The following is a 20356-nucleotide window of genomic DNA, read 5'->3' as shown; positions in this document are numbered from 1 at the left end:
TGAACTCTCTCTGTTTCAGGGCAGCGTCCAGAACTGCCGCGTCACGAGATAGAAGACGACGACCCAGAACGCCATCGCCCCGGCGACGACGGCGATCCCGCGCAGGTTCGACCTCAGCTCCGGCGCGTCAGGGGGTGGCCGCAACCAGCGCCCCAGCAGCCGGTTCACGTAGCGCGGCATGGTCACGAAGGTCATGGCGAAGCTGGACAACAGGTTTCCGACGAGTAGGCCCAGCCACAGCGGCATTTTCAGCGGGGCGAGCGCGAGGGCGATCAGGACGACGGTGGGATAGAGGCCGACCCAGACGGCTATCGAGGTCTTGACGTCCGAGGGTGGCGGCGCCTCGTTTCCCTTCTCGTCGAAGGCGAACCAGCTCCCGAACGAGTTGTCGATGGTGCGGGAGGAGAACTCGTGGAACTTCTCACCCTCCGCGAGCAGCTGCTGTCGCTTGGTCGAGGTGAGCCAGGTGAAGAGGTTCGCTGCGTTGTCGTAGCGGTAGAGTGCGGTCCACTCATCCTGCACGCCCTCGATGGGGCGGAAGAGTTCGGAGCCGCGAAATCCCTCGAACTTGCGCTCCGCCAATCGCATCCGGTTCTGCCACTCGATGAAGGCGTCGATGCTGTCGGGTTTCACGCGATGGGTCACGACGACCGTCACGAGCTGATCGGTCGGGCGCGATCCACCGGTGATCACCTGTTGGGTTGCCGGGCCGTCGAGGTACTGCTGCCCCCGGTCGAGCCACCCCTGGCGGGTGGCGCTGTTGAGCCAGGCCTGCACGTTCGCGACGGAGTCGAACCGGTAGACCACCACCCAGTCGGGCTGCACCGCGGTGGGCGCAGCGATCTGGGCACCGAGGAAGCCGGCGTACTGCGAGGCCGCGACGTTGATCTCCTCCTGCCAGGCCTTGAACGCCGCCTCGGATCCGGCACGTACCCGTTGGCCGATGATGACGGTCGCGGTGTCGCGGACGTGCTCGGCCTCCACCGTCGCCTCCCTATGCGTGTACCGATGTGGCGCCGGTGCGCGACTCCACGATCCGGCGGTAGATGCGTTCGGGGGTGAGCGGCAGCTCCCGGAATCGCACGCCCGTCGCGTCCTCGACGGCATTGGCCAGCGCAGGCGCCACCGGGTTGATGCAGCACTCCGCCATGCCCTTCGCGTGCATCGGCCCTACCGAGTCCGTCGACTCGACCAGCAGCACCTCGGTGCGGGGCACGTCGGCGTAGGTGGGGATGCGGTAGTTGCGCAGGTTCGGGTTGGTCATCACGCCGTCGCCGTCGACGTGGAAGTTCTCGGTCAACGCGAAGCCGATGCCCTGCGCGACACCGCCCTCGATCTGCCCGCGCACCTGCGCCGGGTTGATGATCACCCCGGCATCGGTCGCCTGCACGCTCCGCAGGATGCGGATCTCGCCGGTGACCCGGTGTACGGCGACCCGGAAGCCGTGGGTGTTGGACACGACGCTGCGCGGCGACCCGTACGCCTTGCGGGCGGCGGTGAATCGGATGCCGCGGGCGCGGGCGGCCTCGACGAGTTCGGAGAGCGGCACTCGGACGCCGTCGCAGGCCACGGCGTCATCGTCCATCGCACAGGCCGCGACCTCGACCCCCGCGTGCGCGGCGGCGAAGGCGAGTATCCGGTCGCGCAGGGCGTTCGACGCCCGCACCACGGCGTTGCCTGCGACGGACAGGCCCGCGCTGGCAAACGCGCCGGTGTCGAAGCCCGTTCGGTCGGTGTCGGACTGGACCAGGCGCACCCGCGAGGGGGTGGTCCCGAGCTGGTTCGCCGCGATCTGCACGTGCGCGGTCGGGGTTCCCTCTCCGAATTCCACTGTGCCGACGGCGAGCTCGTAGATGCAGTCGTCGCCGAGCGTCGCCCACGCCTCCGAGACGTGATCGGTCGGCGGCGCGGTCTCGTGCAACGAGCTCGCGGTCCCGGTCCCGACGAGCCAGTCCTCGCCGGGTGGCGCCTCGGAGCCGTCGCGGCGCAGGGCCTCGTCGACGAGGTCGATGCACCGCCCGACGCCGTCCTCGGCGAACACCACGTCGTCGGGTCCGTCCTCGAATGCGACGAGGGCGTCGCCGGGCCGCACGATGTTGCGGCGGCGCAGCTCGAGCGGATCCATCCCGAGCGCGATCGCCAGCTCGCCCATGGCGGATTCGACCGCGAAGGCGGGCTGGGTCATGCCGTAGCCGCGCAGCGCCCCGCTCGGCACGGTGTTGGTGTACACCGAGTAGCCGTCGAACCTCTTGTTCGGGCAGTGATAGAGCATGACCGCCGCTCCGCCGGCGAAAAGTGTTTCACCACCGTGGTTTCCGTAGGCGCCGGTGTTCGAGACGTTGCGGACCTGCACTGCGGTGAGGGTGCCGTCGGACCGGGCGCCCAGCCGGACCGTGAGCCTCATGGGGTGCCGGGGTGAGGCGGTGGTGAACTCCTCCTCGCGGGTGTACTCGAAACAGACCGGCCTACCGGTGTCGAGTGTGGCGAGGGCGGCGAGGTCCTCGGAGATCACCTCCTGCTTGCCGCCGAACGCGCCGCCGACCCGCATGCAGAACACCCGCAGCTGGTCCGGGCGCAGGTCGAACAGGTGCGAGAGCTTGACCTTCGCGATGGACGGCGACTGCGAGCTGGTGCGCACGTGCAGGCGGCCGTCCGCCATCCACGCGATGGAGCCGTGCGTCTCCAGGTGTGCGTGTTGCACGCGCGGCGAGAAATACGTGCCCTCGTGGATCACGTCGGCCTCGGCGAAGCCGGCCTCGACGTCGCCGACGTGGCCGTGCAGCTCGAGCAGGATGTTGTGCACCGGGTCCCGCACGAACGGATCGTCGGAGCCGTGCAGCTGCGGGGCGCCGTCGGCCATCGCCTCCTCCGGGTCGAACACGGCAGGCAGCGGCTCGTATTCGACCACCACCCGGCGGCAGCCCTCCTCGGCGGCGCCGACCGTGTCGGCCAGCACCGCGACCACCCGCTGGCCGACGAAGCGCACCGTGTCGTCGAGGATGTAGGTGTCGTCCGGGTCGACGAGGTGGTCGGTGTGGATGGCGGTGGTGAAGCGCTTGCGGGGGACGTCCTGCCAGGTGTAGACGCGGTGCACGCCGGGCACCGCGAGCGCCGCGGTCTTGTCGATGGAGACGATGCGGGCGTGCGCGTGCGGCGAGTGCAGCACCTTCACGTGCAGCATGCCGTCGATGTCGGTGTCCATGGTGAACTCGGCGCGGCCGGTGACCACGTCGGTGGCGGCGGGGGTCCCGACGCTGGTTCCGACGGCTCGGCCGGGGAGCGCATCCTCGATGCCTGCGACCCCGTGCACGGCGTCCTCGATGGCCCGGTAGCCGGTGCAGCGACACAGGTTGCCCTTGAGTGCGCGGGGCAGGTCCTGCTTCTGGGCGTCGGTGAACGTCGCCGCCGTCATGATCATGCCCGCGGTGCAGAAGCCGCACTGGAAGCCGGGAGCGTCGCGGAAACCGCGCTGCACGGGGTGCAGGTCGTCGGGGGAGCCGAGTCCCTCGATCGTGGTCACCTCGCGGCCCTCCGCCCGGAACGCGGGGGTGATGCAGCTGTGCACCGGATCGCCGTCGAGCCACACCGTGCAGGCGCCGCAATCACCTGCGTCGCAACCCTTCTTCACGCCGTGGTGGCCGAGCTCCCGCAGATGGGTCCGCAGACACTGGCCGGGTCGTGGCTCCCTGTCGAAGGCCTTGCCGTTGACGGTGTAGGTCATCACCGGTCTCCCGACTCGAACTCGACGCGGATCTCCTCGGCGAAGTGCCGCGCGAGGTGGTGCCGGTGCTCGGGGGTGCCGTTCGGGTCGTCGAACCAGATGTCGGCGGGGAGGGCGTCGATGTGCCCGCGCAGGGTCTCGGCATCGGGGAGGGTGGCGAACGTCAGGCGTACCGGACGCGTGGTGCCCGCGGTGATGGTGAGGGCCAGGTCGGCGGTGCCGGGCGTCTGGGTGGCGATCATGAACACGGTGGAGCGCCCCAGTCGGGTGAGGGTGAAGCGGCGGTGGGTGTGGCGTTTGCGCAGCGCGGCGGCCGGGATGTCGATGCGGCGCAGGACTTCGCCTGGCGCCAGCACGTTGCGGTGGTCGCCGGTGACGAACTCGGCTGCGTCGACCGTGCGCTGTGATCCGTCGGGTGCCCACAGCGTGTAGGTCGCCTCGAGCGCGACGGTCATGGTGATCATCGGTCCCGCGGGCAGCGACATGCAGATGTTGCCGCCCACTGTCGCCGAGTTCCACACCTTGAACGAGGCCAGGAACGCCTCGCAGCTCGTCCTCAGCAGCGGGGTAGCGCGCCAATCGATCTGCGGCGCAAGATCATACAGATCACGAATGGTGCAGGTGGCGCCGATCTCGAGGCCGGACTCGCTCGGGACGAGGGCATCCCAGCCGAGTGCTGTGAGATCCACCAGCCGGCGCAGTTCGGGCTGGGGGACCGAGAACAGCCATGTCCCCCCGGCCAGCCAGGCATCGCCCTCGCGCCACTGCGCGCCGGGGCGGTCGGGTGGTCGCCGCACGACATCACTGATGGTGTTGAGATCCATGGGACCGCTCCCGTCAGGGAATGTGTCGTGCCAAACATACGCCGACCGGGTCGGCGCGGGTCGGCGTTTGAGGCACCGGGAACCCGTCCCCTGCGCGCGGCCGATATGATGGGCGCGCTTTGTCCGCCTCCTTAGCTCAGTGGTAGAGCACTCGCCTTGTAAGCGAAAGGTCGTCAGTTCAATCCTGACAGGGGGCTCCACGGGATCCGGCGTTCACCAGCAGAAACAGCTGGTGGGTGTCGGATTGCTCGTTTCTGGACCCGGGGTCGGTGTCGCGCCTGATACTGGACGAGACCTGGCAGCCCGGCGACGTGGAGTAGGGCGGTGGCGGCATGACATGGGCGCTACCCACGATCGCCGGGGTCCTGCTCGTCTTCGCGGCGCTGTCCCGGCGGGTCGAGGGCACCCCGATCACGGCCCCGATCGTCTTCACCGCCGCCGGCCTCCTGTTCGGGGGAGAGGCCGCGGGACTGATCGATGTGGACGCCACCGCCGAGATGGTGAAGTTGCTCGCCGAGGTGACGCTCGCGCTGGTGTTGTTCTCCGACGCCGCCCGGGTGGACCTGTCCGCGCTTCGCGCCGAGATCTCCCTGCCTGCCCGGCTCCTCGGTATCGGCCTCCCGCTGACCATCGCGGCGGGCTTCGGCGCCGCGGTGGTCGTGCTCGGCGACCTCGCCTGGCCAGAGGCGCTGCTGCTCGCGGTGATTCTCGCCCCTACTGACGCCGCGCTCGGGCAGGCAGTGGTGACCCTCCGGACCCTGCCGCTGCGGGTGCGGCAGGGACTGAACGTCGAGAGCGGGCTCAACGACGGCATCTGCGTGCCGTTCTTCCTCGTTGTGCTGGCCATCGCGCAGGCGGAAGCGGGTGCGATCGGCGGCGGTGCCGCGGTCCGCCTGGTCACCGAGCAGATCGGGTTCGGCATCGCGGCGGGCGTCGGCGCGGGCGCGATCGCCGCAGCGATGCTGGTCGTCGCACGCCGTCGCGACACGATCGACCCGTTGTGGGCGCAGATCGTCCCCGTGGCTGCGGCCGTGCTCGCCTACACCGTGGCCGTGCCACTGGGCGGCTCGGGTTTCATCGCCGCGTTCGTCGGCGGCCTGACCTTCGGCGCGATCCGTCGCCGCGGCGGCGGCGGGGAGGAGGGAGCGCGCCTGCTCGACGAGGCGGGCGACCTGTTCAGCGCCGTCACCTTCATCGTCTTCGGCGCCGTGCTACTCGGCCCCGCCCTCGGGCACCTGTCCTTGGCCGTGCTCGGCTACGCGGCGCTGAGCCTGACCGTCGTCCGCATGGTGCCCGTCGCGCTGTCGCTGGTCGGCACGCACCCGCGCGCACCGACCGTCGCGTTCCTCGGCTGGTTCGGTCCCCGCGGACTCGCCACGATCGTCTTCGCCATCCTCATCCTCGAGGAACCGGGGCAACTGCCGCACGAGGATCTGCTCCTGACGACGGCGGTGATCACGATCGGGGCGTCAGTGCTGGCCCACGGGCTCAGCGCGGCGCCGCTGGCCGACCGTTATGCCGCCTGGTTCCGCCGCCACCCGCGCGGCGAGGACGACCTCGTGCGGCCCGGGTCGCCGTGAGAACCTCCGACTCGCTCCAGTGCGGTGGCGTCGCCAGTGCGGCGGGCAGGCGGGTGGTCGCGTCGCCCTTCGCGGCATTGATCTGGAACTGGGTCAGGAAGATGCTGTCGGTCAGGTCCGCGCCCCGGAGATCCGCTCCCCGGAAGTCGGCGCCGATCAGATCGGACGACCGCAGGTCGGCCTTTCGCAGGTCCGCGCCGATCAGGTACGCCCCCCGCAGGTTCGCCCCCCGCAGGTTCGCGCCGCACAGCTTGGCGCCGATGAGGTCGGCGCCCCGGTGTTCACGCTTGCGGCCCGGCACCGCCCCGCGAACCAGCTCGCTGACCCGGAGCAGCAGCACGTTCACCTCCTGGCGGTGGCGATCGACGTCGATCCCGGCCACCGACGCGGCGTCGCCGTCGGTCAGCTCCACCGTCCGGTCCCAGGCGTCGCGCAGCTCGGCGTGGACCGGTTCCGCGGCCGCGGTCGTCAGCGACTCGTTCAGGTACCAGAGCAGCTCGTGGAGCTGCCGCATGATCGGGAAGACCTCGAACATCGCGTCGGCCCCGGCCGGGTCCCGCCGCCAGTCGCGCCCACCGAAGGTCTGCTGGGACACCTTCTGCCCGGCGCCGAAGCAGTCGTAGACGGTGCAGCCCGTGAACCCCCGGTGTCGGAGGTCGGTGTGGATCCCGCACCGGAAGTCGTCCAGGAGGTTCGTGCACGGCCGGCCTGCGGTCTTGTCGACCGCGAAGTCCGCGGACTTGGCGAAGGGCAGCGCCACGCAGCACAGCGCAAAGCAATTGCCGCAGTCGGCGTTCAGACTCGGGGCGGTCGGGGTGGGGAGCTTTTCGGCAGGCACGGCAGGCGATCTCTCGGTCGGGTGATTGCCAAGGAAGTCTAGTTTCCGCGCGGGGCCGCCCATCCGCCGAATGCGCGTTCCAGCTCGAGCGCGGCGGCGATCGTGAGGTGGTCGTTGCCCATCCCGCCGACGATCTGGACGCCGAGCGGCAGCCCGGCCGAGCCCAGCCCGAGCGGCGCCTGCGTGACCGGCAGCCCGGCGAGGCTGAACGGGGCGACGGCGTTGGTCCGCCACGGCTGGCCGGTGGACGCGCCGTGGCGCGGCGCGACCGTGGGCATCGTCGGATGCAGCAGCAGGCCGTCCCCGATGAGCGCCGTCACCTCGTCCGCCATCGTGTGGGCGGCGGCGGCCAGCCTCCGCACCAGCCGCTGGGGCAGCAGCTTCTCGAGGACCTCGCCGATCACCAGCGAACGCATCGGCGCGGTGTGCCGGCCCCGCAACGCGACCAGTTCCGGCAACGACAGGGGATGGGCGCCCTGGCCGCGCATGATCTCCGCAAAGCTGATGCCCGTCTCCTCGGCCAGGACGATGGTGGTGAACAGGCCGATCTGGCGCAGCGAGGTCATCGTGACGTGTTCGACCTTCGCGCCCGCCTCCTCCAGCGCGGCGGCGGCGCGGTCCCGCGCGCGCAGCATCTCGCGACCGGCGCCCGGCAGGAACGCGTCGTCGACGAGGGTCACCCGGACACCGGCCAGCGAGGCCGACGCGGGGTCGCGCAGCGGCACCTCCCGCACGAGGGGGTCGACGCCGTCCGGTCCCGCCATGATCTCCAGCAGGGGCATCAGGTCCTCGGCGCGGCGCGCCAGCGGGCCGTTCGCGCACATCCGCGCGACCCCGTAGGGCGGTGGCCAGGATCCGGTGACGGGTAGCAGGCCGGTCGAGGGCCGGTGCCCGAAGACCCCGTTGCAGAACGCCGGGATGCGAATCGACCCCAGCGTGTCGGTGGCGATCCCGATCGGGGACCCGCCGCTGCCGATGGCGGCACCCTCACCGCCGGAGGAGCCGCCCGCGCTGCGCCGACGGTCGTAGGCGTTGTTGGTGCGCCCGTAGACCCGGTTGTTGCTCTCGATCCACATGCAGCCCTCTGACGTGTTCGTCAGGCCGAGCACGATCGCGCCCGCATCGAGGACGCGCTGCACCACGGGTGCGTGCGCCGCCGGGCGGATGTGTTTGCGCGCAACGACTCCCGCGGTGTTGGGCATGCCGGCGACGGCGAGCGACTCCTTGACGGTCACGGGAACACCCGCGAGCGGCGGGAGCGCGTCAGGCCCCTCCGCGGACAGCCGCGCATCGACGTCGTCCGCCTCCCGCCGGGCCGCCTCGTACCGCTCGACCACCACCGCGTTCAGCGACGGGTTGACCCGCTCGAGCACCGCGATGTGCGCCTCGACCACCTCGCGCGAACTGAGCGAACCCGCCCGGATCGAGCCCGCCAGCGCGACGGCCGATTCCTCGGTGATCTCCACGTACCCCCCTGATCCTGCGGTTTCGACGAGCCTGGCCGGCTCGTGCGTGACAGTTTGACATGGCATGTCAATGTGCATCGAGGCGGTGGGCGGCTGGTCGCAATGGTCTCGTGGGGCTACTTTGAAGTTGGTGGTGACACCGGGTATGCGAAAGACGCCCTGAGCAACGGAACCCGCTTGGAGCCATTTCCTTGGAGCGATCGCGTGGAGCGCGCTATGGCCTACACATTCACCTACAGACTCCTTCAGATCACGCTCGTGGTCTTCGGCGCGGTGATGGTACTGCTCTATCCGCTGGCAGTGGTGTGGCCATCGGGGTGGGCGTGGCATTCTGGTGCGCCCTACCAGTCCGACTACTTCATGATGATCGTCGGTCTGTACGTGACGTTGGGCGTCTTCCTGTGGAACGCGGCGCGGCGGCCAGAGGACAATCTCAGCCTGATCTGGTTCACCGTGTGTTCCAGCGTCGTCCACGCCGCAATAATGGCGGTGCAGTCCTTTGGCAGTGGCGACCATATGGGGCATCTGTGGGGAGATGTCCTGGCGCTGCTTCTCGCGGCCATCGTGCTGGCGGTCCTCGTACTGTCATCCGGGCTCAGACAACGTCCTCCGGACCGACTCGCAGACCACGTGGTCGATGATCAGATCTGAGATGCAACGCGGCGGCACTCTGAAATTGGGGAACAACTGATTTCAGCCAGTGGTTGTGGAAGAACCGCTAGGTGGTCGTTGGCCCCGATGAAGTTGGAAAAACGCTCGGCCGGGATGTCCCAGCCGAGCGTTCAGCGTTCTGGTCGCGGTGGGGGAGCGGTCAGCACTCGCCCTTGATGCCGGCGTCCACGCCACGCTGGAAGTCCTTCTGGTCCTGCTCGGACTTGGTTGCCCAGTCCGGCGCGGCCTTCGCGAGGTTGGCGAACTCGGTGCCGATGGCCTCCGGCGTACTGCCCTCGCCGGTGATGCCTGCGTCCTTCAGGGTCTTGATGTACTCGCGGATCCCGTTGCAGGTGTCGTGGTAGATGTCGCCGGTCGGCTGCGGCGACTCGCCGATCGCCAGCTCCTCGACCGTGCTGGCGGCGGCGGAGTCGCTCGTCTTCTCCTCGGTGTCAGAGCTGCAGCCGACGAGGAGGAAGGGCACGGCGGCGGCCGCGACGGCGGCGATCAGGGTTCGTTTCATGCCCGTATCAGTACCAGACGATCGGGTCGGCTCCGACAGCGCACTCCCGTTCCGGCCGATCCCGGATCCGTTGTCCCACAAGAGCTAGTCGGCTGGAGCGAGCTCGGCGATCAGGGCCTCGACTCGCGACCGGATCTCGTCGCGGATCGGGCGCACCTGCTCGACGCCCTGGCCCGCCGGATCCGCCAGCTGCCAGTCGCGGTAGCTCACGCCGGGGAACACCGGGCAGCTGTCCCCGCAGCCCATCGTGATGACCACGGTCGAGGACTCGACCGCGTCGGCGGTGAGGATCTTCGGAGACTGTGCGGAGATGTCGATGCCGAGCTCGGCCATCGCCTCGACTGCGGCAGAGTTGATGGTTTCCGCTGGGGCGCTGCCCGCGGAACGGACCTCGATCGCGTCGCCCGCGAGGTGGGAGAGGAATCCTGCGGCCATCTGGGATCGGCCGGCGTTGTGGACGCAGACGAACAGGACGCTGGGTGTGGTTGCCATGATCGGCCTTTCGTCAGGCGGGGAGGTCTGCGGAACGGAAGCGCCCGCGCAGCGCGAGTGAGACATAGACGAGTCCGACGAGGACCGGGACCTCGATCAGCGGTCCGACCACCCCGGCGAGTGCCTGCCCGGAGGCGGCGCCGTAGGTGGCGATGGCGACGGCGATGGCGAGCTCGAAGTTGTTGCCCGCCGCTGTGAACGCGAGGGTCGTGGTGCGTTCATAGCCCAATCCCATTGCGGCGCCGAGGGCGTAGCCGCCGCCCCACATCACCGCGAAGTACACCAGCAGCGGGATCGCGATGCGGACGACGTCGACGGGATGCGAGGTGATCTGGTCGCCCTGCAGGGCGAAGAGGATGACGATGGTGAACAGCAGGCCGTAGAGGGCCCACGGCCCGATCCGCGGGAGGAACCTGCGCTCGTACCACTCACGGCCCTTGGCCTTTTCGCCGTAGCGGCGGGTGAGGTACCCGGCGAGCAACGGGATGCCGAGGAAGATCAGCACCGACTTCGCTATCTGCCACGGCGAGGTGTCGATGGTGGTCTGTTCCAGGCCGAGCCAGCCGGGCAGCACGGAGAGGTAGAACCAGCCGAGGGCGGCGAACATGATGACCTGGAACACCGAGTTGATCGCGACCAGGACGGCGGCGGCCTCGCGATCCCCACAGGCCAGGTCGTTCCAGATGATGACCATGGCGATGCAGCGGGCAAGCCCGACGATGATCAGCCCGGTGCGGTACTCGGGGAGGTCCGGCAGGAAGAGCCAGGCGAGGGCGAACATCAGCGCCGGGCCGAGCACCCAGTTCAGCACCAGCGAGCTGATCAGGAGCCTGCGGTCGCCGGTGACGGTGTCGAGCCGGTCGTAGCGGACCTTCGCCAGCACCGGGTACATCATGATCAGCAGGCCGAGGGCGATCGGCAGCGAGACGCCGTCGATCTGCACCAGCTCGAGCGCGGAGCCGAGGCCCGGGATCCACCGTCCGAGCAGCAGCCCGACGACCATCGCGGCGCCGATCCACAACGGCAGGAAGCGGTCGAGTGTGGAGAGCTTGCCGACGACGCCGGGGTGGCCCGCGGTGGCCGGGGGCGCGCTCACGCGGTCACCGCGGTGGCGGGATCGGCGTCCGCGAGCGCCGACGAGAGTAGGTGCAGGGCGGCGGGGATCACCCGGTAGTAGACCCAGGTGCCGCGGCGTTCGGAATCCAGCAGACCCGCCTCGCGCAGCACCTTGAGGTGATGCGAGATCGTCGGCTGGGACAGATCGAAGGCGGGGGAGATGTCGCAGACGCATGCCTCGCCCCCGTCGTGGCTCGCGATCAGGCTCAGCAGGCGCAGGCGGACCGGGTCGCCGAGGGCCTTGAACGTCCGGGCGATCTCGTGTGCGCGGCCTTCGCTCAGCGGTTCGCGGACCAACGGCGAGCACCGCTCGGTGACGTCGGTGAGCGCCAACTCTTGATTCGACATGTGTCTATATTGACATCTGTCTATGCAAGGGCGCTACCCGCCGTGCGCGATCCGTACCCCAGCCGGGGTACGGATCGCGAAAGTTGCGGCTACGCCGCCTGCGCCGACTGCTCCTCGGCGGAGGTGATGGCCGACCGCAGCAGGTCCGCGACGTCGGACACCAACCGCACCTCGACGGACTCGAGGACGTCCGCGGGGACGTCGTCCAGGTCCGGCTCGTTGCGGGCGGGCAGGAACACCGTGCTCAGTCCCGCCCGCTGCGCCGCCAGCAGCTTCTGCTTGGCGCCGCCGATCGGCAGCACCCGCCCGTTCAGCGTGACCTCGCCGGTCATGCCGACGTCCGACCGCACCGGCCGGCCGAGGGCGAGGGACACCAGCGCCGTCACCATCGTCACCCCGGCGGACGGCCCGTCCTTGGGCACCGCCCCCGCGGGCACGTGGATGTGGATGCTCCGGTCCAGGGCGGCCGGGTCGACGCCCAGTTCCGCCGCGTGCGCGCGGACATAGGACAGCGCGATCTGCGCCGACTCCTTCATCACGTCGCCGAGCTGCCCGGTCAGGGTCAGTCCCGCCTTGCCGTCGGTGGCGTTCGCCTCGATGAACAGCACGTCGCCGCCGAGCCCCGTGACGGCGAGCCCGGTCGCGACGCCGGGAACCGAGGTCCGCTCGTGCGCCTCGGGGGTGAAGCGCGGCCGGCCGAGCAGGTCCTTGAGTTCGTCGACCCCGATCACCACCCGCTCGGGTGCGACGTCGCCCGCGAGCCGGGTCGCGGCCTTGCGGAGCGCCTTCGCCAGCAGCCGTTCGAGCTGACGGACCCCGGCCTCCCTCGTGTAGTCGGCCGCGAGCTCGCGCAGCGCGTCTTCGGTCACCTCGACCTCGTCCGCGGTGAGTGCCGCGCGTTCGAGCTGACGCGGCACCAGGAAGTCCCGCGCGATCGCCACCTTGTCGTCGGCGGTGTAGCCGTCGACGCTGACGAGCTCCATGCGGTCGAGCAGGGCGGCCGGGATCGACTCCACCACGTTGGCCGTCCCGATGAACACCACGTCGGACAGGTCGAGGTCGAGGTCGAGGTAGTGGTCGCGGAACGTGTGGTTCTGCGCCGGGTCCAGCACCTCGAGCAGGGCCGCCGCGGGGTCGCCGCGGTAGTCCGAGCCGACCTTGTCGATCTCGTCGAGCAGCACGACCGGGTTCATCGAGCCGGCCTCGTTGATCGCGCGGACGATCCGTCCAGGCAGCGCGCCCACGTAGGTGCGCCGGTGCCCGCGGATTTCCGCCTCGTCGCGGACCCCGCCGAGCGCGACGCGAACGAACTTGCGCCCCAACGCCCGTGCGACGCTCTCGCCGAGCGAGGTCTTGCCGACGCCGGGCGGACCGGCGAGCACCATGACCGCGCCCGAGCCGCGGCCGCCGACGACCTCGAGGCCCCGCTCCGCGCGGCGCGCGCGGACCGCCAGGTACTCCACGATCCGGTCCTTGACCTCCTCCAGGCCGTGGTGGTCGGCGTCGAGCACCGCGCGGGCGGCCACGACGTCGGTGCTGTCCGTGGTGCGGACCGTCCAGGGGAGTTCGAGCACCGTGTCGAGCCAGGTACGGACCCAGCCGGACTCGGGGCTCTGATCGCCCGCCCGCTCCAGCCGGCCGACCTCGCGTAATGCGGCCTCCCGCACGGAATCCGGCAGGTCGGCACCCTCGACGCGGGAGCGGTAGTCGTCGGCTCCGTCCGCCTCGCCCTCGCCGAGCTCCTTGCGGATCGCGGCGAGTTGCTGCCGCAGCAGGAACTCACGCTGGCTCTTCTCCATGCCCTCGCGGACGTCGTCGCCGATCTTGTCGGCCACCTCGACCTCGGCGAGATGCTCCTTCGTCCAGTCGATCAGCACGGTCAGGCGCTCTGTCGCCGAGGGGGTTTCGAGGAGCTGCCGCTTCTGCAGGTCGGTCAGGTAGGGGGCGTAACCGGCGGTGTCGGAGATCGCCGAGGGGTCGGTGAGCCGGTTGACCGAGTCGATGACCTGCCAGGCCTCGCGGCGCTGCAGGACCGCGACCACCAGGTTCTTGTACTCGTGGGCGAGTTCGGTGGTCCGGCCGTCGGGCGCGTAGTCCTCGACGAGCTCGGCCTCGACCCACAGCGCGGCGCCGGGCCCGGTGACGCCGGTGCCGATGCGGGCGCGCCTGCCTGCCTTGAGAACCGCGGCAGGTGCCCCGCCGCTGAGCCTGCCGATCTGTTCGATGGAGGCGACCACGCCGAACGCCGCGTACCGGTCCTCGAGGCGTGGGGCGAGCAGCACGCGGCCGTCGCTGCTGCTGCGGGCCGCGTCGATGGCGGCCTGTGCCGGTTCGTCGAGTTCGATGGGGACGACCATTCCTGGCAGCACCACCGGTTCCGCCACGAACAGCACGGGAAGACGTTCGGTTGTTGTCATGACCCTGCCCTTCTGAAGTTGAGCGTGTGATGCTCAACCTCGTCGGCAGGGGGCCTGTTCCCGCCGGTGCGGCGTTTCGCTGTGGGCGGATATCGCGACGGAGCGTGAGGTGAAGGGTCCCGGTTCCTCGACGGCTTCGCCCCCTTCCGCGTGGGTCACGAGGCGGTCGAATGCCGCCTGGTCGCGTACACCAGCGCGCCCGCGCCGAGCACGGCCAGCCCGCTGAGCACGGAGGCGAGGGGCAGCGCGAACCCCAGCGTCACGCAGCCGAGCGCACCGAGGATCGGGACACCCGGCCACGCCCGGCCCTCCTCGCGGGTCAGCGTCAGCGCCGCGCAGTTCGCGATCAGGTAGTAGGCGAGCACGGCGAACGAGGAGAACCCGATCGCGTGCCGCAGGTCCGCGACCGCGGCGAGCACCGCGACGACCGCACCCACCAGCAACTCCGCGCGGTGCGGCACGCCGAACCGTGGGTGCACGGCGGCCAGTCCGCGCGGCAGGTGGCCGTCGCGCGCCATGGCCAGGGTGGTGCGCGAGACCCCGAGGATCAGCGCGAGCAGGGAGCCGAGCGCGGCGAGTGCCGCACCGACCCGGACCAGCGGTTCCAGCCCGGGTGCGCCCGCGGCGCGCACCACCTGCGCCAGCGGATCGGTCGCCGTCGCCAGCCCGTGCGGGCCAAGGGTTTTCAGCGCCGCCGCCGCGACAAGGGCGTAGACGACCAGCGTGATCCCCAACGCGACGGGGATCGCCAGGCCGATGGTGCGGCGCGGGTCGCGCACCTCCTCGCCGAGGGTGGCGATCCGGGCGTAGCCGGCGAACGCGAAGAACAGCAGCCCCGCGGCCTGCAGCACGCCCACGGCGCCGCCCGCTCCGCCGTCCGCCCAGCGGCTCGGCTCCGCGGAACCCAGGCCGACGACGACCACGACCGCCAGCACGGCGAGCACCACCGCGACCAGGGCCCGGGTCAGCAGCGCCGACTTCTGCACTCCCACATAGTTGACCGCGGTCAGCGCGAGCACCGAGGCCACCGCGACGGCATGCGCGTGCTCGGGCCAGGCGTAGGCCCCGACGGTCAGGGCGATGGCGGCGCAGGACGCGGTCTTGCCGATCACGAACCCCCAGCCGGCCAGGTATCCCCAGAACTCGCCGAGTCGCTCGCGGCCGTACACATACGTCCCGCCCGAGCTCGGGTACCGGGCCGCGAGCCGGGCGGAGGAGGTGGCGTTGCAGTAGGCGACGACCCCGGCGACGGCAAGCGCGAGGGGCAGCGCCGTCCCGGCGGCATGCGCGGCCGGGGCAAGGGCGGCGAAGATCCCGGCCCCGATCATCGAGCCGAGGCCGATCAGCACGCTGTCGCGGACCCCGAGCGTGCGGGCGAGTTCGGGCACCGTCACACCGTATGGGCGGATACGGCGCGGTGCCACCGGAAACCGGTTGCCGCGCGGGGTCAGCTGTACTCGGTGCCGTTGCCCCGGCCGCCCTTGAGCCAGCGCCCGGGCAGCCGGCCCGCGAGGTCGCCGAGCGGGCCAACCGCCGCGCTGAGGACGCCGACCGTCTCGCGGAGCAGTTCGATGCTGTCGCCCATCTTCTCGAGGTTGGGTGCCAGGGACGCCAGCGTCTCGGAGAGGCTGACGATCTGGTCGAGCGGGCCGCCCTCCGCGATGATCCGCTCGAGCGCGCCGTCCTCGGCCAGCAGCGTCTCGAGGATGCCGCCTTCCTCGATCGCGCGGTCGATGAGTCCGCCTTCACGGGTGAGGGTTTCGAGTGGTCCTGCGGTGGCGGTGAGGCGTTCGAGCGGTCCCTCCTCGGCGGTGAGCCGGTCGAGCAGCCCGCCGGGGGCGAGCAGGCGTTCCACCGGTCCGTCCACGTCGAGCAGTCGGTCGACGGGGCCGCCGGTCGCGAGCACCCGCTCGAGCGGCCCGCCCGGTTCGATGATCCGTTCCAGGGTGCCGCCGGGTGCGGTGAGCCGGTCGACCACGCCGCCCGGTTCGAGGAGTCGGTCCAGCGGTCCGCCGGGGCGCATCGCCTGGCCGAGCGGCCTCTGGTCCGAGGCGAGTTCGGCGACCTGTTGCAGCAGTTTCAGCGGTCCGGAGGGGTTGGCCGCGGCGAACCCGCCGAGGCTCGCCGCCGCTCCGGGGGAGGTCGAGGCGGCGAGCATGACGCGGGCGGCCCCGAGCGCGGTTTCGGCAACTCCCAGCGCCGAGTCGGTGATCGCGAGGCTGGCCCGCACCGGGAGTGTGACCATCGCCACCAGGTTCATGGGATTACTGTAACCCTGAGGTGACGGGCAACACGCCCGGTCCGGGCGCGGCGGGCTGTCAGTGCAGGACCTTGAGTCCGATCACGCAGCCGACGATGCCGAGGATCAGCAGGATCTTCACGATCGACGACGACTCGGAGCCGGTGATCATCGCGTAGGCGACCGTCAGGGACGCGCCGATCCCGACCCACACCGCATACGAGGTGCCGATGGGGAGGGTGCGCATCGCGTAGGCGAGCCCGCCCATGCTGATCACGAGAGCGACGCCGAAGATGATCGACGGGTTGAGCTTCGAGAAACCCTCGGACTTGCCGAGGGCGGTGGCCCAGACGGCCTCGAAGATGCCGGAAATGACGAGCACAATCCATGCCATGGTGTGATTCTCCCAAGGCACCGTCTTGTCGCTGGCCGGGTACGGTGCTGCTCGTCCGGGTGTCATGTTGACGTCTTTACCGTAGCAAACGAAGTGCGTCGGTCGCGGGTGTGTTCGGTCACCCTCGGCCCGCAGGCGCAAGCGCTAGCTCTGCGGCGCCCGCGAGATCTGAACGATCGCAAGGCGATTGCCCAGGCCGCCCGGATACGGCGAGATGCGCAGGCTGGACAGCGCCCACTCGTCCTCGCCGGTCCGAAGCCGGGCCACCGCCTCGACGGGCTCGACGGACCCGGCATCGAACCGCCTGCGGGCCAGTTCCAGCACGCCCTGATCGTCCGGGTGGATGATCCTGTCGCCGCCCTCGATACCGCGCCAGTGCACCCACGGGGCGGCCTCCGCCAACCACATGGTCAGCACCCCCAGTTCGGTCTCGAACAGCGCGGTGTAGATCCCGGCCCCCCGCATCACCTCCTGCATGCCGAGCTCGGCGAGCGTCGGCCTGCGCGGCTCGACCGTGTCGGTGACGTCATGCCAGAGCAGACGCAGGCCGGCCTGCCCCGGCTCGGTCCTGGTCCGCGCCCAACAGTGCCACCGCATGATCCGGCCATCGACGTGCAGCACGCTCATGTCGGCGTCCCATCTGCCGCCCGGCTGCGGGTTGAAGGCCAGTGCGAACAGCGATTCCGACTCGTCGAACTTGACCGCCTTGGCGTAGTACTCGGCGGGCGTCCGCTCGGTCACGTGATCCTCCGGCCGGACCCCGGACATCATCGAGGCCTCGAGCGTCTGCGCGATCATCAGGCGCTCGAGCAACCAGGAGATTCCGGAGGCGATCCGCGGCGGGGACGGCTCGACGTCGGCGTCCCCGATCCACAGCTGGACGCCGTGGGCGTCGCCGGACGGACCGAGGACCGGGAAGGCCTCGAGGTGGTACCGCCTGCGTTCGCCCCGCTGGCTCTGCGCCTCGAGGATCTCTCGACGTCGGCCGGACCGCACTGCCTCGACCAGCGGTTCGACCCGGACGTCGGGGCGGGGCGACAGCCGGCCGGTGGAGGTCCACGCGCGCACGGTTCCGCCGGTGCTGACCACGGTCGGCGAGTCCTCGGTCAACGTCTCGATCAGGTGCCATTCGTTCACGGTGTGTCGACGCTCCCGGTCATCGCGATCGGACCAGGAGGGTGAAGCCGCGTGGCTTGAGGGTGACCGCCTCCTGGATGTCGAGCGTGTACGCCGGATCGCCGGTGAACTCGTACCGCCGCAGCAGTTCCGCCATCGTCAGCACGGCTTCGTGGAGCGCGAACTGGCGTCCGATACAGGAACGGGGGCCGGTCCCGAACGGCCGGTACGCGTCGCGGGGCCGCTTGCGGACCTGGTCCGGCAGGAACCGGTCCGGGTCGAAGCTCTCGGTGTCGTTGCCCCACACCGGGTCCCGATGCAGCTGTGGCAGCAGCACGAACACCCAGGATCCCAGCGGCATCGGGTACCGGCCGCCGAGCATCGTGTCCTTTCGGACCTTGCGGAAGTAGCCCGGCGCGGCGGGCCACAGGCGAAGGGTCTCGTCCACCACCCGGCGCAGGTATCGCAGTTTCCCGATCTGATCGAAGGAGAGCGGGCCGTCGCCGGGGGCAACGGCGTCGATCTCCGCCCGGGCGGCGGCCGCGATCTCCGGGTGCTGCGCCAGGTAGTAGAGGGCGAATCCGAGTGTCCCTGCGGTGGTCTCGTTGCCTGCGACCAGGAAGGTGAGTACCTGGTTGCGGATGTTCACCGGGTCGAGGGATTCCCCGCTGGCCGGGTCGACGGTGCCCAGCATCAGGTCGAGGAGGTCGTCGTGGCCACCCGGCTGACGGCTCCGCTCCGCGATCACGTCGTCGACGACCGAGCGCATCAGGGCGATGTCGGCCTTGTGCTGCGCTGCGGCCTTCCTGCCGAACAGCTTTCGGACGAACGGCAGGTCGTTCGAGGTGCGGTTGATGTGTGCCAGTGCCCGCGACATGGCCGTCACGAACGGGTCCTCTGGCACTGGTCGCTCCGCGGGCTCCGCTCCTGCCGATTTCGTGAAGGAGCCGAAGTCGTAGCCGAACCCGGCCAGTCCGATCACGTCGAGGGTGAGCCGGTTCATGTCCCGGGAGACATCGACCGGGTCGCCGGTGGCCGCGGCACCGTCCCAGGCCAACCGGAGGCCGTCGAGGGCTCGGAGCATCGAACCGTGATATCTCCGCAGCGCGGCCTGGCTGAAGCCCGGGGCCAGGATGTTGTGTGCCTTGGCCCAGTTCGGCTCGTTGTTGAATGCCGTGAACAGTCCGTCTTCCGCGATGCCGCGGAGTTTGCGGATCGGCTGGCCGAGGGACTTCGCCCAGGTCGATTCGTCGTTGACCTCCGACACCAGGTCGACCCCCGAGACGACCACGAGGCGCTGGCCGACGATCTTGCGCTCGAAGATCGGGCCCAGTTCGGCGGCCATCCGCATTTCCTTCTGCACGGGCTTGGCCGGGTCGACGCTCAGCAGATCGCCCAGCACCGGTAGCCGGTGGCGGGGTATCGGGATGACGGCTGCCGGTCCCGCAGGCGTGGCAGGCGCCGGGTCGGTCGCAGGCGACGGCCCGGCGATGGCGTGCGGGCACTTGTCGGCGGTCACACCCAGAGTCTGCCGCATCGCCTGGTGTGTCGATCCGCGGTGTCGGCGGATGCGCGCGGGTGGGTCGTCCGCCGGGCGAATCCCTGGTGGGACCGCCCGGCGGGCGCCTCGCGATCCGGACCCCTCGAGAATGCGTGAGCACCCGATTTCCGGATCGAGTCGGAGGACGGCACGAAGGGGACGCCGGACGGCGTGCGTCCGGTGCTGTGACCGTCGAGGTCGGCATGGCCCCGGAGGATCAGGCGGGCCACACCGTGAGTGCTGCATCCGGTTCCGACGTCGACAGGAACCGGGGAACCCCCGGAGGGGCGCAGGACAACTCTAGCGCACGGGTACCCGAGCGACTCACAGGAAGTTCACAGCCGATGGCCAGACTCCTGGCAGCGATCACGAACATGATGGGGGAGTGAGCGCCACCAGAACCGAGGCCAGGGTGTTGGTCGTCGACGACGAACCGACCATCGTCGAACTGCTGTCGGTGAGCCTGCGGTTCCAGGGCTTCGAGGTCGAGACCGCCGCCACCGGGCCGGAGGCCCTCGACAGGGCGCGCGGTTTCCGTCCGGACGCGGTGATCCTGGACGTGATGATGCCCGGCATGGACGGATTCGGGCTGCTGCGCAGGCTGCGGGCCGACGGCGTCGACGCGCCGGTGCTGTTCCTCACCGCGCGGGACGCGGTGGAGGACAAGGTCGCCGGGCTCACCCTCGGCGCCGACGACTACGTCACCAAACCGTTCAGCCTGGAGGAGGTCGTGGCCCGGCTGCGGGTGATCCTGCGGCGGGCGGCGGGCGGCGGGCCGTCCGCCGAGTCCGCGCGAATCCGGTTCGCGGACCTCGAGCTCGACGACGACACCCATGAGGTGTGGAAGGCGGGCGAGCCGGTCTCGTTGTCGCCGACCGAGTTCACGCTGCTGCGGTACTTCATGGTCAATGCCGGGGTGGTGCTGAGCAAGCCGCGGATCCTCGACCACGTGTGGCACTACGACTTCGGCGGCGAGGTCGGGGTGGTCGAGTCGTACGTGTCGTATCTGCGGCGCAAGGTCGATACAGGGGACCGGCGGCTGATCCACACGCTGCGGGGGGTCGGCTACGTGATGCGCGAGCCCAGGTAGC

General features: G+C 70.2%; 18 protein-coding genes, 1 tRNA gene and 1 riboswitch. Of the genes, 4 read left to right on the top strand and 15 right to left on the bottom strand.

Translation table 11 applies throughout. The annotated features are described in order from the left end of the window. Positions 1-15: 15 nt before the first annotated feature. From BR31_RS0125835 to BR31_RS0125825, 3 genes are read right to left on the bottom strand one after another with little or no spacing between them, the layout of a single operon-like run. Positions 16-984 (bottom strand): antibiotic biosynthesis monooxygenase, encoded by a 969-nt coding sequence (locus tag BR31_RS0125835; protein ID WP_027503470.1) that lies wholly within the window; start codon positions 982-984, stop codon positions 16-18. A 10-nt stretch (positions 985-994) separates the two neighbouring features. Then, entirely contained in the window at positions 995-3721 is a 2727-nt protein-coding gene (locus BR31_RS0125830) for a molybdopterin-dependent oxidoreductase (protein ID WP_027503469.1), read from the bottom strand. Further along, positions 3721-4545 carry an FAD binding domain-containing protein gene (locus BR31_RS0125825; RefSeq protein WP_027503468.1) on the bottom strand — a complete coding sequence of 275 codons (825 nt, stop codon included), beginning with the start codon at positions 4543-4545 and terminating at the stop codon, positions 3721-3723. Before BR31_RS0125825 ends, BR31_RS0125830 begins: the two co-directional genes overlap by 1 nt. Before the next feature lie 125 nt (positions 4546-4670). On the opposite strand from BR31_RS0125825, the gene BR31_RS0125820 reads away from it, so the two are divergent. Further along, positions 4671-4745, top strand: a tRNA-Thr gene (locus BR31_RS0125820). A gap of 132 nt (positions 4746-4877) precedes the next feature. Next, a complete protein-coding gene (locus BR31_RS0125815) occupies positions 4878-6125 on the top strand; it encodes a cation:proton antiporter (protein ID WP_027503467.1) in 1248 nt (415 codons plus the stop codon). On the opposite strand, the gene BR31_RS30245 is transcribed toward BR31_RS0125815, so the two are convergent. Both BR31_RS30245 and BR31_RS0125805 read right to left on the bottom strand, forming a co-directional pair. Beyond that, positions 6034-6885, bottom strand: a complete 852-nt coding sequence (locus BR31_RS30245) for a pentapeptide repeat-containing protein (RefSeq protein WP_231496706.1) — start codon at positions 6883-6885, stop codon at positions 6034-6036. The two genes, BR31_RS0125815 and BR31_RS30245, sit on opposite strands and share 92 nt — an antisense overlap. Before the next feature lie 116 nt (positions 6886-7001). After that, on the bottom strand, positions 7002-8429 hold the full coding sequence (locus tag BR31_RS0125805) for an amidase (RefSeq protein WP_027503466.1): 1428 nt from the start codon (positions 8427-8429) through the stop codon (positions 7002-7004). Between the two features lie 216 nt (positions 8430-8645). On the opposite strand from BR31_RS0125805, the gene BR31_RS30240 reads away from it, so the two are divergent. Continuing rightward, the gene (locus tag BR31_RS30240) at positions 8646-9080 is read left to right on the top strand and encodes a DUF6632 domain-containing protein (RefSeq protein ID WP_051637756.1); all 435 of its coding nucleotides are present in this window, start codon (positions 8646-8648) and stop codon (positions 9078-9080) included. A 160-nt stretch (positions 9081-9240) separates the two neighbouring features. On the opposite strand, the gene BR31_RS0125795 is transcribed toward BR31_RS30240, so the two are convergent. The 10 genes from BR31_RS0125795 to BR31_RS30235 form a co-directional block, all read right to left on the bottom strand. After that, positions 9241-9603 carry a hypothetical protein gene (locus BR31_RS0125795; RefSeq protein WP_027503465.1) on the bottom strand — a complete coding sequence of 121 codons (363 nt, stop codon included), beginning with the start codon at positions 9601-9603 and terminating at the stop codon, positions 9241-9243. 84 nt (positions 9604-9687) lie between these two features. Then, positions 9688-10095, bottom strand: coding sequence for an arsenate reductase ArsC (locus tag BR31_RS0125790; RefSeq protein ID WP_027503464.1), 408 nt, complete (start codon positions 10093-10095; stop codon positions 9688-9690). A 13-nt stretch (positions 10096-10108) separates the two neighbouring features. Further along, a complete protein-coding gene (gene arsB, locus BR31_RS0125785; protein WP_027503463.1) occupies positions 10109-11191 on the bottom strand; it encodes an ACR3 family arsenite efflux transporter in 1083 nt (360 codons plus the stop codon). Next, positions 11188-11559, bottom strand: coding sequence for an ArsR/SmtB family transcription factor (locus BR31_RS0125780; protein ID WP_027503462.1), 372 nt, complete (start codon positions 11557-11559; stop codon positions 11188-11190). The genes arsB and BR31_RS0125780 overlap by 4 nt, the downstream gene beginning before the upstream one ends. Positions 11560-11648: 89 nt before the next feature. Beyond that, positions 11649-13976: an endopeptidase La gene (lon, locus tag BR31_RS0125775; RefSeq protein WP_027503461.1), complete on the bottom strand. Its 2328-nt coding sequence runs from the start codon at positions 13974-13976 to the stop codon at positions 11649-11651. A gap of 155 nt (positions 13977-14131) precedes the next feature. Next, positions 14132-15364 (bottom strand): APC family permease, encoded by a 1233-nt coding sequence (locus BR31_RS0125770; RefSeq protein ID WP_442970253.1) that lies wholly within the window; start codon positions 15362-15364, stop codon positions 14132-14134. Between the two features lie 59 nt (positions 15365-15423). After that, on the bottom strand, positions 15424-16236 hold the full coding sequence (locus tag BR31_RS0125765; RefSeq protein WP_027503459.1) for a hypothetical protein: 813 nt from the start codon (positions 16234-16236) through the stop codon (positions 15424-15426). A gap of 58 nt (positions 16237-16294) precedes the next feature. Continuing rightward, entirely contained in the window at positions 16295-16609 is a 315-nt protein-coding gene (locus BR31_RS0125760; RefSeq protein ID WP_027503458.1) for a DMT family transporter, read from the bottom strand. Positions 16610-16623: 14 nt separating this feature from the next. After that, positions 16624-16686, bottom strand: a riboswitch (guanidine-III (ykkC-III) riboswitch). A 67-nt stretch (positions 16687-16753) separates the two neighbouring features. Further along, complete coding sequence (locus BR31_RS0125755; RefSeq protein ID WP_027503457.1) at positions 16754-17746, bottom strand: GAF domain-containing protein; 993 nt, start codon at positions 17744-17746, stop codon at positions 16754-16756. 19 nt (positions 17747-17765) lie between these two features. Continuing rightward, positions 17766-19244, bottom strand: coding sequence for a cytochrome P450 (locus tag BR31_RS30235; protein ID WP_442970252.1), 1479 nt, complete (start codon positions 19242-19244; stop codon positions 17766-17768). 406 nt (positions 19245-19650) lie between these two features. On the opposite strand from BR31_RS30235, the gene BR31_RS0125740 reads away from it, so the two are divergent. Beyond that, positions 19651-20355, top strand: a complete 705-nt coding sequence (locus BR31_RS0125740) for a response regulator transcription factor (RefSeq protein WP_027503455.1) — start codon at positions 19651-19653, stop codon at positions 20353-20355. Position 20356: the final 1 nt, after the last annotated feature.

The organism is Rhodococcus sp. UNC363MFTsu5.1, from assembly GCF_000686785.1.
Classification (GTDB): Bacteria; Actinomycetota; Actinomycetes; order Mycobacteriales; family Mycobacteriaceae; genus Rhodococcus_G; species Rhodococcus_G maanshanensis.
Note: the sequence above shows the minus strand (reverse complement) of the source record. Positions and strands in the feature narration are given on the sequence as shown.

Excerpts from the sequence above, each read along its gene's own strand:
- lon (WP_027503461.1), bottom strand. The coding sequence starts at position 13,976 with ATGACAACAACCGAACGTCTTCCCGTGCTGTTCGTGGCGGAACCGGTG.
- BR31_RS0125765 (WP_027503459.1), bottom strand. The coding sequence starts at position 16,236 with ATGAACCTGGTGGCGATGGTCACACTCCCGGTGCGGGCCAGCCTCGCG.
- BR31_RS0125780 (WP_027503462.1), bottom strand. The coding sequence starts at position 11,559 with ATGTCGAATCAAGAGTTGGCGCTCACCGACGTCACCGAGCGGTGCTCG.
- BR31_RS0125790 (WP_027503464.1), bottom strand. The coding sequence starts at position 10,095 with ATGGCAACCACACCCAGCGTCCTGTTCGTCTGCGTCCACAACGCCGGC.
- BR31_RS0125815 (WP_027503467.1), top strand. The coding sequence starts at position 4,878 with ATGACATGGGCGCTACCCACGATCGCCGGGGTCCTGCTCGTCTTCGCG.
- BR31_RS0125795 (WP_027503465.1), bottom strand. The coding sequence starts at position 9,603 with ATGAAACGAACCCTGATCGCCGCCGTCGCGGCCGCCGCCGTGCCCTTC.
- BR31_RS0125830 (WP_027503469.1), bottom strand. The coding sequence starts at position 3,721 with ATGACCTACACCGTCAACGGCAAGGCCTTCGACAGGGAGCCACGACCC.
- BR31_RS0125825 (WP_027503468.1), bottom strand. The coding sequence starts at position 4,545 with ATGGATCTCAACACCATCAGTGATGTCGTGCGGCGACCACCCGACCGC.
- BR31_RS0125760 (WP_027503458.1), bottom strand. The coding sequence starts at position 16,609 with ATGGCATGGATTGTGCTCGTCATTTCCGGCATCTTCGAGGCCGTCTGG.
- BR31_RS30240 (WP_051637756.1), top strand. The coding sequence starts at position 8,646 with ATGGCCTACACATTCACCTACAGACTCCTTCAGATCACGCTCGTGGTC.